This is a genomic window from Streptomyces nigra, from assembly GCF_003074055.1.
GTDB classification, from domain to species: Bacteria; Actinomycetota; Actinomycetes; order Streptomycetales; family Streptomycetaceae; genus Streptomyces; species Streptomyces nigra.
In genome coordinates this window covers 1,064,816-1,078,407 of the sequence record NZ_CP029043.1, presented here as the reverse complement: position 1 = coordinate 1,078,407, position 13,592 = coordinate 1,064,816, and the positions used below count along the sequence as shown (strand labels likewise).

Here is a 13,592-nt window from a genome sequence, read left to right as displayed (position 1 = left end):
CGAAGGCGGAGCGCCCCGTCGAAGCGCCGAACGTGTCCGGCTCACTCGCCCGACAGCACCGCCTGAGCGGCGTTGCGCGCCTCCTCGGCGCTGTCCGCCGCACGAGCCGCAGCCGCCGCACGCTCGCACTGGGCCAGCGTGTACTTCGCCAGCGTCGCCCGGACATACGGGATCGACGCCGACCCCATGGACAGGGAGGTGACCCCCAGACCGGTCAGCACACACGCGAGCAGCGGGTCAGACGCGGCCTCACCGCACACACCACAGCTCTTGCCCTCTGCCTTCGCCGCCTCGGCGGACAGCGCGACCAGGTCGAGCAGCGCGGGCTGCCACGGATCCTGCAGACGGGACACCGCACCCACCTGACGGTCCGCGGCGAAGGTGTACTGGGCCAGGTCGTTCGTCCCCAGCGACAGGAACTCGACCTCCTGCAGGATGGACCGGGCCCGCAGCGCGGCCGACGGGATCTCGACCATCGCGCCGAACTTGGCCCGCAGCCCCGCCTCACGGCAGGCGTCCGCGAACGCCTTGGCGTCGGCGCGGTCGGCCACCATCGGGGCCATGACCTCGAGGTAGACCGGCAGCCCCTCGGCCGCCTTGGCCAGCGCCGTCAGCTGGGTCCGCAGCACCTCCGGGTGGTCCAGCAGCGTCCGCAGCCCGCGCACGCCCAGCGCCGGGTTCGGCTCGTCGGCGGGCGTCAGGAAGTCCAGCGGTTTGTCCGCACCCGCGTCCAGGACACGCACGACGACGCGTCCCTCGGGGAAGGCCTCGAGCACCTGGCGATAGGCCGCGATCTGCTTCTCCTCGGACGGCGCCTGCTTGCTGTCGTCGAGGAAGAGGAACTCGGTGCGGAACAGACCCACACCCTCGGCCCCGGCCTCGACGGCCGCTGGCACATCGGCCGGCCCGCCGATGTTGGCCAGCAGCGGCACCTTGTGGCCGTCCGCCGTCGCACCCGGCCCGGTCGAGGCGCTGAGAGCGGCCTTGCGCTCGGCGGCAGCGGCCTCCAGTTCGGCGCGCTTCTCCGCACTCGGCTCCACGAAGACGTCACCGGTGCTGCCGTCCACCGCGACGACCGTGCCCTCCGCGAGCTCACCGGCACCCGGGAGCGCCACCACGGCCGGCACACCGAGCGCCCGCGCCAGGATCGCGCTGTGGCTGGTCGGCCCGCCCTCCTCGGTCACGAACCCGAGCACGAGCGTCGGGTCCAGCAGCGCCGTGTCGGCCGGAGCCAGATCACGGGCCACCAGCACATACGGCTCGTCGCTGTCCGGGACACCCGGCATCGGGACGCCCAGCAGCCGGGCGACGATGCGATTCCGCACGTCGTCCAGGTCGGCCACGCGCCCGGCCAGGTACTCACCGGCACCGGCCAGGAGCTCGCGATAGGCGGCGAACGCGTCGTACACGGCACGCTCGGCAGTGCTGCCGACGGCGATACGGCGATCCACGTCGGCCATGAGCTCGGGGTCCTGGGCCATCATGGCCTGCGCCTCGAGGACCGCCTGGGCTTCCCCGCCCGCCAGGTTGCCGCGCGCCATGAGGTCGGCGGCCACCGCCTCCACGGCCTTACGAGCGCGCCCCTGCTCGCGCTCCGCGTCCTCAGCCGGGATCTGCTTGGCCGGCGGCTCCAGGACCGCCGTACCCATGTGCCGTACCTCGCCGATCGCCACACCGTGGCTCACGCCGACGCCTCGCAGCGTTGTCTCCATCTCACCCGTCTCCGTTGGCGCGGCGGGCCCCGCCGCCGCGGTGGTTGTCATCGCTACCTGTGCGCCGCCCTACGACGGCGCAGAAGTCACTGCCAGGCGAAGAGACTGTCGCCGGCCTTCACCTCGCCGCTCTCGCGGAGGTCGGAGAGGGCCTCGGCCGTGGCCTCGAGCGCCACGACCGGACACACGGGGGACTTGCCGGCGGCCTCGACCGCAGACGGGTCCCAGCGCACGACGGCCTGGCCGCGCGTCACGGTGTCGCCCTTGCTCACCAGCAGCTCGAACCCCTCGCCGTTCAGCTGCACGGTGTCGATGCCGAGGTGGGTGAGAACGCCGTGACCCTGGTCGTCGACCACGACAAAGGCGTGCGGATGAAGAGAGACGATGACTCCGTCCACCGGAGACACGGCCTCGGAGGGCTCACGGACGGGGTCGATCGCGGTACCCGGGCCGACCATGGCCCCGGAGAAGACCGGATCCGGTACGGACGCCAGTCCTACGGCGCGTCCGGCGAGCGGGGACGTCACGGTGGTCATGGGAGCCTCCCAGGGGTGGAGATCCGTAGGGCCGTCTCTGCCTGTGCGGGACGGCACTGCTGAGCAGGGTATGTCACATGAAGTGCCGATTCCGCGTGAGCACCTCAGAGTGGTCTAGACCATACAGCAATCCGATTTGCACCCGCTCGTCGGCCGCGTGTACAGTCGTACTCCTGCCAGGGGGTGACCGACGCCAGCGTGCGTCGTGACCCGGCAGCAACCAAACGATGTCAGATCCAGTTCTCGGATCCCTTTCTGCATGCCTGCGGATCGGTGGTCAGAGGGACGGAGCAACACTGATAGAGTCTGGAACACCGAAGGGAAGCGCCCGGAGGAAAGCCCGAGAGGGTGAGTACAAAGGAAGCGTCCGTTCCTTGAGAACTCAACAGCGTGCCAAAAGTCAACGCCAGATATGTTGATACCCCGTCTCCAGCATCTGCTGGGGCGAGGTTCCTTTGAAAAAACACAGCGAGGACGCTGTGAACGTCGGGATTATTCCTCCCGATGTTCCGCTCTCGTGATGTGTGCACCCGATCACGGGTAAACATTCACGGAGAGTTTGATCCTGGCTCAGGACGAACGCTGGCGGCGTGCTTAACACATGCAAGTCGAACGATGAACCACTTCGGTGGGGATTAGTGGCGAACGGGTGAGTAACACGTGGGCAATCTGCCCTGCACTCTGGGACAAGCCCTGGAAACGGGGTCTAATACCGGATACTGAGCCACTTGGGCATCCAAGTGGTTCGAAAGCTCCGGCGGTGCAGGATGAGCCCGCGGCCTATCAGCTTGTTGGTGAGGTAATGGCTCACCAAGGCGACGACGGGTAGCCGGCCTGAGAGGGCGACCGGCCACACTGGGACTGAGACACGGCCCAGACTCCTACGGGAGGCAGCAGTGGGGAATATTGCACAATGGGCGAAAGCCTGATGCAGCGACGCCGCGTGAGGGATGACGGCCTTCGGGTTGTAAACCTCTTTCAGCAGGGAAGAAGCGAAAGTGACGGTACCTGCAGAAGAAGCGCCGGCTAACTACGTGCCAGCAGCCGCGGTAATACGTAGGGCGCAAGCGTTGTCCGGAATTATTGGGCGTAAAGAGCTCGTAGGCGGCTTGTCACGTCGGTTGTGAAAGCCCGGGGCTTAACCCCGGGTCTGCAGTCGATACGGGCAGGCTAGAGTTCGGTAGGGGAGATCGGAATTCCTGGTGTAGCGGTGAAATGCGCAGATATCAGGAGGAACACCGGTGGCGAAGGCGGATCTCTGGGCCGATACTGACGCTGAGGAGCGAAAGCGTGGGGAGCGAACAGGATTAGATACCCTGGTAGTCCACGCCGTAAACGGTGGGCACTAGGTGTGGGCAACATTCCACGTTGTCCGTGCCGCAGCTAACGCATTAAGTGCCCCGCCTGGGGAGTACGGCCGCAAGGCTAAAACTCAAAGGAATTGACGGGGGCCCGCACAAGCGGCGGAGCATGTGGCTTAATTCGACGCAACGCGAAGAACCTTACCAAGGCTTGACATACACCGGAAACGTCCAGAGATGGGCGCCCCCTTGTGGTCGGTGTACAGGTGGTGCATGGCTGTCGTCAGCTCGTGTCGTGAGATGTTGGGTTAAGTCCCGCAACGAGCGCAACCCTTGTCCCGTGTTGCCAGCAGGCCCTTGTGGTGCTGGGGACTCACGGGAGACCGCCGGGGTCAACTCGGAGGAAGGTGGGGACGACGTCAAGTCATCATGCCCCTTATGTCTTGGGCTGCACACGTGCTACAATGGCCGGTACAATGAGCTGCGATACCGCGAGGTGGAGCGAATCTCAAAAAGCCGGTCTCAGTTCGGATTGGGGTCTGCAACTCGACCCCATGAAGTCGGAGTCGCTAGTAATCGCAGATCAGCATTGCTGCGGTGAATACGTTCCCGGGCCTTGTACACACCGCCCGTCACGTCACGAAAGTCGGTAACACCCGAAGCCGGTGGCCCAACCCCTTGTGGGAGGGAGCTGTCGAAGGTGGGACTGGCGATTGGGACGAAGTCGTAACAAGGTAGCCGTACCGGAAGGTGCGGCTGGATCACCTCCTTTCTAAGGAGCACTTCTAAGCCAGGCTTGCCTGGTTCAGAGGCCAGTACATCAGCGAATGTCTGATGCTGGTTGCTCATGGGTGGAACGTTGACTATTCGGTCCTGACCTCGGGTCGGTGGCTGCAAGTACTGCTCTTCGGAGCGTGGAACGCACGATCATCGGACAGGGACGGACCGGGCACGCTGTTGGGTGTCTGAAGGTACGGCCGCAAGGTCGCCTTCAGTGCCGGCCCCGGTAAAAGTCTGCTTAGGCGGGCTGTGACGGGTGGTTGGTCGTTGTTTGAGAACTGCACAGTGGACGCGAGCATCTGTGGCCAAGTTTTTAAGGGCGCACGGTGGATGCCTTGGCACCAGGAACCGATGAAGGACGTGGGAGGCCACGATAGTCCCCGGGGAGTCGTCAACCAGGCTTTGATCCGGGGGTTTCCGAATGGGGAAACCCGGCAGTCGTCATGGGCTGTCACCCTTGCCTGAACACATAGGGCAAGTGGAGGGAACGCGGGGAAGTGAAACATCTCAGTACCCGCAGGAAGAGAAAACAACCGTGATTCCGGGAGTAGTGGCGAGCGAAACCGGATGAGGCCAAACCGTATGCGTGTGAGACCCGGCAGGGGTTGCGCATTCGGGGTTGTGGGATCTCTCTTGATCAGTCTGCCGGCTGGTCGACGAGTCAGAAACCGTTGATGTAGGCGAAGGACATGCGAAAGGTCCGGCGTAGAGGGTAAGACCCCCGTAGTCGAAACGTCAGCGGCTCGTTTGAGAGACACCCAAGTAGCACGGGGCCCGAGAAATCCCGTGTGAATCTGGCGGGACCACCCGCTAAGCCTAAATATTCCCTGGTGACCGATAGCGGATAGTACCGTGAGGGAATGGTGAAAAGTACCGCGGGAGCGGAGTGAAATAGTACCTGAAACCGTGTGCCTACAAGCCGTGGGAGCGTCGGGCGAGCACTTGTGCTTGCCTCGTGACTGCGTGCCTTTTGAAGAATGAGCCTGCGAGTTTGCGGTGTGTTGCGAGGTTAACCCGTGTGGGGAAGCCGTAGCGAAAGCGAGTCCGAATAGGGCGATTCAGTAGCGCGCTCAAGACCCGAAGCGGAGTGATCTAGCCATGGGCAGGTTGAAGCGGAGGTAAGACTTCGTGGAGGACCGAACCCACCAGGGTTGAAAACCTGGGGGATGACCTGTGGTTAGGGGTGAAAGGCCAATCAAACTCCGTGATAGCTGGTTCTCCCCGAAATGCATTTAGGTGCAGCGTCGTGTGTTTCTTGCCGGAGGTAGAGCACTGGATAGGCGATGGGCCCTACCGGGTTACTGACCTTAGCCAAACTCCGAATGCCGGTAAGTGAGAGCGCGGCAGTGAGACTGTGGGGGATAAGCTCCATGGTCGAGAGGGAAACAGCCCAGAGCATCGACTAAGGCCCCTAAGCGTACGCTAAGTGGGAAAGGATGTGGAGTCGCAGAGACAACCAGGAGGTTGGCTTAGAAGCAGCCACCCTTGAAAGAGTGCGTAATAGCTCACTGGTCTAGTGATTCCGCGCCGACAATGTAGCGGGGCTCAAGCGTACCGCCGAAGTCGTGTCATTGCGATATGTACCCCCAACGGGGATCGTGATGGGTAGGGGAGCGTCGTGTGCCGGGTGAAGCAGCACCGGAAGGTAGTTGTGGACGGTTCACGAGTGAGAATGCAGGCATGAGTAGCGATACAAACGTGAGAAACGTTTGCGCCGATTGACTAAGGGTTCCTGGGTCAAGCTGATCTGCCCAGGGTAAGTCGGGACCTAAGGCGAGGCCGACAGGCGTAGTCGATGGATAACCGGTTGATATTCCGGTACCCGCTGTGAAGCGTCAAACATCGAATCCAGTGATGCTAAGCCCGTGAAGCCGCCGGCTGAGTCTTCGGACGAGGTCGGAGTGGTGGAGCCGGTGACCCGAGCTGGTAGTAGGTGAGTGATGGGGTGACGCAGGAAGGTAGTCCATCCCGGGCGGTGGTTGTCCCGGGGTAAGGGTGTAGGACGGTGTGTAGGCAAATCCGCACACCATTGAGTCTGAGACCTGATGCCGAGCCGATTGTGGTGAAGTGGATGATCCTATGCTGTCGAGAAAAGCCTCTAGCGAGTTTCATGGCGGCCCGTACCCTAAACCGACTCAGGTGGTCAGGTAGAGAATACCGAGGCGTTCGGGTGAACTATGGTTAAGGAACTCGGCAAAATGCCCCCGTAACTTCGGGAGAAGGGGGGCCACATCCGGTGAGAGGACTTGCTCCTCGAGCTGGGGGTGGCCGCAGAGACCAGCGAGAAGCGACTGTTTACTAAAAACACAGGTCCGTGCGAAGCCGTAAGGCGATGTATACGGACTGACGCCTGCCCGGTGCTGGAACGTTAAGGGGACCGGTTAGTCCGATTTCGGTCGGGCGAAGCTGAGAACTTAAGCGCCAGTAAACGGCGGTGGTAACTATAACCATCCTAAGGTAGCGAAATTCCTTGTCGGGTAAGTTCCGACCTGCACGAATGGCGTAACGACTTCTCGACTGTCTCAACCATAGGCCCGGTGAAATTGCACTACGAGTAAAGATGCTCGTTTCGCGCAGCAGGACGGAAAGACCCCGGGACCTTTACTACAGTTTGATATTGGTGTTCGGTTCGGCTTGTGTAGGATAGCTGGGAGACTGTGAAGCTTGGACGCCAGTTCAGGTGGAGTCGTCGTTGAAATACCAGTCTGGTCGTGCTGGATGTCTAACCTGGGTCCGTGATCCGGATCAGGGACAGTGTCTGATGGGTAGTTTAACTGGGGCGGTTGCCTCCTAAAGAGTAACGGAGGCGCCCAAAGGTTCCCTCAGCCTGGTTGGCAATCAGGTGTTGAGTGTAAGTGCACAAGGGAGCTTGACTGTGAGACCGACGGGTCGAGCAGGGACGAAAGTCGGGACTAGTGATCCGGCGGTGGCTTGTGGAAGCGCCGTCGCTCAACGGATAAAAGGTACCCCGGGGATAACAGGCTGATCTTCCCCAAGAGTCCATATCGACGGGATGGTTTGGCACCTCGATGTCGGCTCGTCGCATCCTGGGGCTGGAGTCGGTCCCAAGGGTTGGGCTGTTCGCCCATTAAAGCGGTACGCGAGCTGGGTTTAGAACGTCGTGAGACAGTTCGGTCCCTATCCGCTGTGCGCGTAGGAGTCTTGAGAAGGGCTGTCCCTAGTACGAGAGGACCGGGACGGACGAACCTCTGGTGTGCCAGTTGTCCTGCCAAGGGCATGGCTGGTTGGCTACGTTCGGGAGGGATAACCGCTGAAAGCATCTAAGCGGGAAGCCTGCTTCGAGATGAGGACTCCCACCCACTTGATGGGGTAAGGCTCCCAGTAGACGACTGGGTTGATAGGCCGGATCTGGAAGCACGGTAACGTGTGGAGGTGACCGGTACTAATAGGCCGAGGGCTTGTCCTCAGTTGCTCGCGTCCACTGTGTTGGTTCTGAAACCACGAACAACCCCATGCCATGGTCACGGTGTGGTGCGGTTGGACAGTTTCATAGTGTTTCGGTGGTCATAGCGTGAGGGAAACGCCCGGTTACATTCCGAACCCGGAAGCTAAGCCTTACAGCGCCGATGGTACTGCAGGGGGGACCCTGTGGGAGAGTAGGACACCGCCGAACTCCTTTTAGAGCTCTGGCTCTTGGGCATCACTGCCCGAGAGCCAGAGCTTTTTTGCGTTGAGGTAGGGTCGGGGAGCATCGTTGGTTCGTTTACCACAGGAGGCCCCCGGGTGGAGGTCCAGGAGACCCGTGTCCAGACAGACCGGGTGCTCACCATCCCCAACATCCTCAGCATGGCGCGGCTCGTTGGTGTGCCGCTGTTCCTGTGGCTGATTCTGCGGCCCGAGTTCGGTGGGCCCAAGAGTGACGGCTGGGCGCTTCTGGTGCTGGCCCTGAGCGGTGTCAGTGACTACCTGGACGGCAAGCTGGCCAGGCGCTGGAACCAGATCAGCAGCCTCGGCCGGCTTCTCGACCCGGCCGCCGACCGGCTCTACATTCTTTCGACTTTGGTCGGCCTCACATGGCGCGAGATTCTCCCGCTGTGGTTGACCGCGGTACTACTGGCGCGCGAGCTGGTTCTGCTGGTCATGGTCGGCATCCTCAGGCGGCACGGCTATCCGCCGCCCCAGGTGAACTTCCTGGGGAAGGCGGCCACCTTCAACCTGATGTACGCCTTCCCGTTGCTGCTGCTCAGTGACGGTAGTGGTTGGATCTCGTCACTCGCTGCTATTTTCGGATGGGCGTTCGCCGGATGGGGTACAACGCTCTATTGGTGGGCAGGAGTCCTCTACGTGGTACAAGTCCGCCGCCTCGTTCGCGCGGACGCCGCCATGGCCGATTGAACTCGCCGATTGCAGAGGGCGTAGCGGCTCGATGGCCCGCTCGGGAAAAGTGCGGGACAATCTGGACGGGTGAAGTCGGCTAGACCGTCGTCTCTGGAGGAGGACGCTTCCGACATGAAGGCCGTCGTGATGGCCGGGGGTGAAGGCACACGCCTTCGCCCCATGACCTCGAGCATGCCCAAGCCGCTCCTGCCGGTGGCCAACCGGCCGATCATGGAGCATGTGCTGCGGCTGCTCAAAAGGCATGGGCTGAATGAGACCGTCGTCACCGTCCAGTTCTTGGCGTCGCTCGTCAAGAACTACTTCGGTGATGGCGAAGAGCTCGGTATGGAGCTCACGTATGCCAATGAGGAGAAGCCACTCGGTACCGCCGGAAGCGTCAAGAACGCAGAGGAAGCACTGAAGGACGATGCTTTCCTTGTGATCTCCGGCGACGCCCTGACGGACTTCGACCTCACCGAGCTCATCAACTTCCACAAGGAAAAGGGCTCGATGGTCACCGTCTGTCTGACGCGTGTGCCGAATCCGCTGGAATTCGGTATCACGATCGTCGACGAGGAGGGCCGCGTCGAGCGCTTCCTGGAGAAGCCGACCTGGGGCCAGGTCTTCTCGGACACCGTGAACACCGGTATCTACGTCATGGAGCCCGAGGTATTCGACTATGTCGAGGCCGATGTGCCCGTCGACTGGTCCGGTGACGTCTTCCCGCAGCTGATGAAGGAGGGCAAGCCGATCTACGGCTATGTCGCCGAGGGCTACTGGGAGGACGTCGGTACGCACGAGAGCTATGTGAAGGCTCAGGCGGACGTCCTGGACGGCAAGGTCGACGTCGAACTCGACGGCTTCGAGATCTCTCCCGGCGTGTGGGTGGCGGAGGGTGCCGAGGTGCACCCTGACGCCGTCCTCCGTGGGCCGGCGTACATCGGTGACTACGCCAAGGTCGAGGCCGGTGCCGAGATCCGTGAGCACACGGTCGTCGGCTCCAACGTCGTCGTGAAGAGCGGTGCCTTCCTGCACAAGGCCGTGGTGCACGACAACGTGTATGTCGGGCAGCACAGCAATCTGCGTGGCTGTGTCGTCGGCAAGAACACCGACATCATGCGGGCCGCGCGGATCGAGGACGGCGCCGTCATCGGTGACGAGTGCCTGATCGGTGAAGAATCGATCGTTCAGGGCAATGTGCGGGTCTACCCGTTCAAGACCATCGAGGCCGGTGCCTTCGTCAACAACTCGGTGATCTGGGAGTCCAGGGGCCAGGCGCATCTCTTCGGTGCCCGCGGTGTCTCCGGCATCCTGAACGTCGAGATCACGCCCGAGCTGGCCGTACGGCTGGCGGGAGCGTACGCGACGACCCTGAAGAAGGGGGCCACCGTCACGACGGCGCGTGACCACTCCCGTGGTGCACGTGCGCTGAAGCGGGCGGTGATCTCCGCGCTGCAGGCCAGCGCCATCGACGTACGAGACCTGGAGAACGTGCCGCTGCCGGTCGCGCGGCAGCAGACCGCGCGGGGCAGTGCCGGCGGCATCATGATCCGTACGACGCCAGGCGTGCCCGACTCGGTGGACATCATGTTCTTCGACGGGCAGGGCGCCGACCTGTCGCAGGGCAGTCAGCGCAAGCTGGACCGGGTCTTCGCGCGGCAGGAGTACCGGCGTGCGTTCCCCGGTGAGATCGGCGATCTGCACTTCCCGGCCAGCGTCTTCGACTCCTACACCGGGTCGCTGCTGCGCAACGTCGATACGACGGGTATCGCCGAGTCCGGGCTCAAGGTCGTCGTGGACGCCTCGAACGGCAGCGCCGGTCTGGTGCTGCCCAGCCTGCTGGGCAAGCTCGGCGTGGACTCCCTGACGATCAACCCCGGTCTCGACGAGTCCAGGCCCACCGAGTCCGCCGACACGCGGCGGTCCGGGCTGGTGCGGCTGGGTGAGATCGTGGCGTCGGCGCGGGCCGCGTTCGGTGTGCGGTTCGACCCCGTCGGCGAGCGGCTGTCGCTGGTCGACGAGAAGGGGCGGATCGTCGAGGACGACCGGGCCCTGCTCGTCATGCTCGACCTGGTGGCCGCGGAGCGGCGCAGCGGGCGTGTGGCGCTTCCGGTGACCACCACGAGGATCGCCGAGCAGGTCGCGGCCTATCACGGGACACAGGTGGAATGGACGACGACGTCGCCCGACGACCTGACCCGGGTGGGCGCCGACGAGGCGACGATCTTCGGCGGTGACGGCCGGGGCGGTTTCATCATCCCCGAGTTCAGCAGTGTCTTCGACGGCACCGCCGCGTTCGTACGGCTGATCGGGCTGGTGGCGCGCACCCAGCTCACCCTCAGCCAGATCGATGCGCGGATCCCGCGGGCGCACGTCCTCAAGCGGGACCTCGCGACCCCGTGGGCGGTCAAGGGCCTCGTGATGCGGCGCGTCGTCGAGGCGGCCGGGGATCGCTTTGTCGACACGACCGACGGTGTGCGCGTCGTGGAGACGGACGGCCGCTGGGTGATGGTGCTGCCCGACCCGGCCGAGGCGGTCACCCATCTGTGGGCCGAGGGTCCGGACGACGCGTCCGCCCAGGCGCTGCTCGACGAGTGGGCGGCGGTGGTGGACAGCGCCGGACGCTGAGTCCCGCGTAGACACATGTGCCGGACAGGCCCCCCTGAAAGGGGCCTGTCCGGCACACGCGGTGGGGCCATTCGGAGTATCGGCGGCGACGTGCGACCATGTGCGGCATGCCGCAGCCCCCCGTTCGGAGCACACCCACGCGCCCGCCGCGTCCGGACGCGTCCATGTCGCTGCTCACCAACGTCATGGACCACAGTCTCGACGACGGCTACGCGGAGGCCGCCGCCCGTAAGCAGGCCGCCGGCGAGGGCGGGCTTCCCAAGACGCTGCGGGCCAAGCTGGGGCTCGCGGTCGGCCTGGTGCTCGCGGCGCTCGTGGTGACCGTGGGAGCGGCGCAGGCGCGCGTGGCGGCGCCCGTCGTGGCCAAGGAGCGCGAGGAGCTCGTCGACCGCGTCGAGAAGGAGACTCAGGCGGCGGACGAGCTCGAGGAGACGGTCGACAAGCTGCGGGCCGATGTGAACGCGCGGCAGCGCGAGGCGCTGAAGTCGGGCGGGCACGGCGAGCAGGCCGACCTCGTCAGCGTCCTGTCCGGCGCCGTCGAGGTGCGCGGACCGGGCGTGAAGCTGGTCGTGGACGACGCCAAGGAGGCGGGTTCCCCCGCCGGCGGTGACGCGCGCGGGGCGTCCGGCTTCTCCGACACCGGGCGGGTCCGCGACCGCGACATGCAGCGCGTCGTCAACGGGCTGTGGGAGTCGGGCGCGGAGGCCGTCTCGATCAACGGGCAGCGGCTGACGGCCCTGTCCGCGATCAGGGCCGCGGGCGACGCGATACTGGTCGACAACAGGCCGCTGGTACCGCCGTACACGGTGCTCGCGGTGGGGGACGGGGAGCGGCTGAGCCGCGCTTTCCAGGACAGCGCCGACGGCCTGTACCTGAACGCCCTGCAGGAGAACTTCGGGATCAGGACCAACATCTCCGCGCAGGAGGATCTCCGGCTGCCCGCGGCGCCGAGTGTGATCGTCCGTACCGCACAACCGGCACAACCGAACACCGAGACAACTGAGAAGGGCACATCGTGATCGCCGTACTGGGCCTCGTCGTGGGCGTCGTGGCCGGCCTGTTGGTCCGGCCCGAGGTTCCGGCGGTCGTCGAGCCGTATCTGCCGATCGCCGTCGTGGCGGCTCTCGACGCCGTCTTCGGCGGTCTGCGGGCCATGCTCGACGGCATCTTCGACGACAAGGTCTTCGTCGTGTCGTTCCTGTCGAACGTCGTCGTGGCCGCGTTGATCGTGTTCCTGGGCGACAAGTTGGGTGTGGGCGCGCAGCTGTCCACCGGTGTCGTCGTGGTGCTCGGCATCCGGATCTTCTCCAACGCCGCGGCGATCCGCCGGCACGTCTTCCGGGCGTGAGGCCGATGAGCAACGAGGACGCGACCCGCGAGAACCGGCTGCGCGAGGAGCTGCCCGAAGAGGTGCGCCCCGACGCCGACGAGGCCCCTGAGGCCCCTCAGACGGCCGAGGAGGACGGCGGGCGGTCCGCCGAGCTGACCGGCCGGCAGCGGCTGGTGAAGGGCCTGTGGCCGCCGCGCGTGAGCCGGGCCCAACTGATCGTGGCGGTGCTGCTGTTCGGCCTCGGCTTCGGTCTCGCCGTGCAGGTCGCGTCGAACAGCGACGGCGACAGCGCCCTGCGCGGGGCACGCCAGGAAGATCTTGTTCGCATCCTCGATGAACTCGACGACCGAACTCAGCGTCTTGAGGACGAGAAGCAAGGTCTCGAGAAGCAGCGCGACGAACTGGAGAACAGTTCCGACCAGGCCGAGGAGGCCCGCAGGCAGACGGTCGAGAAGGAGAGGCAACTCGGCATTCTGGCGGGCACCGTGGCTGCCGAGGGACCCGGCATCAGGATCACCATCGACGACACGAAGGGGACGGTCGAGGCGGACATGCTGCTCGACGCGATCCAGGAGCTGCGCGCGGCCGGGGCGGAGGCGATGCAGGTGAACGGTGTCCGCATCGTCGCCGGCACCTATCTGTCCGACGCGGGCAACGCCGTGAGTGTCGACGGGAACAAGATCAACGCCCCGTATCGTTTCAAGGTCATCGGCAAGCCGCAGGACCTGGAGCCGGCGCTCAACATCCCTGGAGGCGTGGTCCAGACACTCGAGAAGGAGCAGGCCGTCGTGACCATCGAGCGGTCTGACAAGATCGTTGTGGACGCCTTGCGAGCGGCGAAGCGGCCTGACTACGCTCGGTCGTCCTCCCGGTGAACCGGCGGTGCATGGGGGACATCCGGCAAGGGCATGAGGTTGCGGGGGGTCGACGCACCGATTGGGTGGTGCGTGGTGGAAACTGTCTGGCG

Annotated in this window: 7 protein-coding genes and 3 rRNA genes; 8 read left to right on the top strand and 2 right to left on the bottom strand. The window is 64.4% G+C overall.

From position 1 onward, the window contains the following. Window positions 1-41: 41 nt before the first annotated feature. Both ptsP and DC008_RS04990 read right to left on the bottom strand, forming a co-directional pair. Entirely contained in the window at window positions 42-1,712 is a 1,671-nt protein-coding gene (ptsP, locus tag DC008_RS04995) for a phosphoenolpyruvate--protein phosphotransferase (RefSeq protein ID WP_108705900.1), read from the bottom strand. Window positions 1,713-1,798: 86 nt separating this feature from the next. Then, window positions 1,799-2,248: a PTS sugar transporter subunit IIA gene (locus tag DC008_RS04990; protein ID WP_108705899.1), complete on the bottom strand. Its 450-nt coding sequence runs from the start codon at window positions 2,246-2,248 to the stop codon at window positions 1,799-1,801. A 547-nt stretch (window positions 2,249-2,795) separates the two neighbouring features. On the opposite strand from DC008_RS04990, the gene DC008_RS04980 reads away from it, so the two are divergent. The 8 genes from DC008_RS04980 (at window position 2,796) to DC008_RS04945 (ending at window position 13,500) form a co-directional block, all read left to right on the top strand. Further along, window positions 2,796-4,321: ribosomal RNA gene (locus DC008_RS04980) — 16S ribosomal RNA — on the top strand. 311 nt (window positions 4,322-4,632) lie between these two features. Continuing rightward, window positions 4,633-7,756: ribosomal RNA gene (locus DC008_RS04975) — 23S ribosomal RNA — on the top strand. Window positions 7,757-7,846: 90 nt separating this feature from the next. Next, window positions 7,847-7,963 (top strand): 5S ribosomal RNA (gene rrf / locus DC008_RS04970). The 16S, 23S and 5S rRNA genes sit together here, the layout of an rRNA operon. Before the next feature lie 110 nt (window positions 7,964-8,073). Next, window positions 8,074-8,685 carry a cardiolipin synthase ClsA gene (clsA, locus tag DC008_RS04965; RefSeq protein ID WP_055622464.1) on the top strand — a complete coding sequence of 204 codons (612 nt, stop codon included), beginning with the start codon at window positions 8,074-8,076 and terminating at the stop codon, window positions 8,683-8,685. A 114-nt stretch (window positions 8,686-8,799) separates the two neighbouring features. Continuing rightward, complete coding sequence (locus tag DC008_RS04960; RefSeq protein ID WP_055622463.1) at window positions 8,800-11,295, top strand: mannose-1-phosphate guanyltransferase; 2,496 nt, start codon at window positions 8,800-8,802, stop codon at window positions 11,293-11,295. A 98-nt stretch (window positions 11,296-11,393) separates the two neighbouring features. Beyond that, window positions 11,394-12,314: a DUF881 domain-containing protein gene (locus tag DC008_RS04955; RefSeq protein WP_108705897.1), complete on the top strand. Its 921-nt coding sequence runs from the start codon at window positions 11,394-11,396 to the stop codon at window positions 12,312-12,314. Beyond that, window positions 12,311-12,643, top strand: coding sequence for a small basic family protein (locus DC008_RS04950; RefSeq protein WP_003988855.1), 333 nt, complete (start codon window positions 12,311-12,313; stop codon window positions 12,641-12,643). Before DC008_RS04955 ends, DC008_RS04950 begins: the two co-directional genes overlap by 4 nt. A 5-nt stretch (window positions 12,644-12,648) precedes the next feature. Further along, window positions 12,649-13,500, top strand: a complete 852-nt coding sequence (locus DC008_RS04945; protein ID WP_108705896.1) for a DUF881 domain-containing protein — start codon at window positions 12,649-12,651, stop codon at window positions 13,498-13,500. Window positions 13,501-13,592 lie beyond the last annotated feature (92 nt).

What these genes read in the sequence shown, in the direction of transcription:
- ptsP (WP_108705900.1), bottom strand. Translation starts at nt 1,712, where the DNA reads ATGGAGACAACGCTGCGAGGCGTCGGCGTGAGCCACGGTGTGGCGATC.
- DC008_RS04990 (WP_108705899.1), bottom strand. Translation starts at nt 2,248, where the DNA reads ATGACCACCGTGACGTCCCCGCTCGCCGGACGCGCCGTAGGACTGGCG.
- DC008_RS04960 (WP_055622463.1), top strand. Translation starts at nt 8,800, where the DNA reads ATGAAGGCCGTCGTGATGGCCGGGGGTGAAGGCACACGCCTTCGCCCC.
- DC008_RS04955 (WP_108705897.1), top strand. Translation starts at nt 11,394, where the DNA reads ATGTGCGGCATGCCGCAGCCCCCCGTTCGGAGCACACCCACGCGCCCG.
- DC008_RS04945 (WP_108705896.1), top strand. Translation starts at nt 12,649, where the DNA reads ATGAGCAACGAGGACGCGACCCGCGAGAACCGGCTGCGCGAGGAGCTG.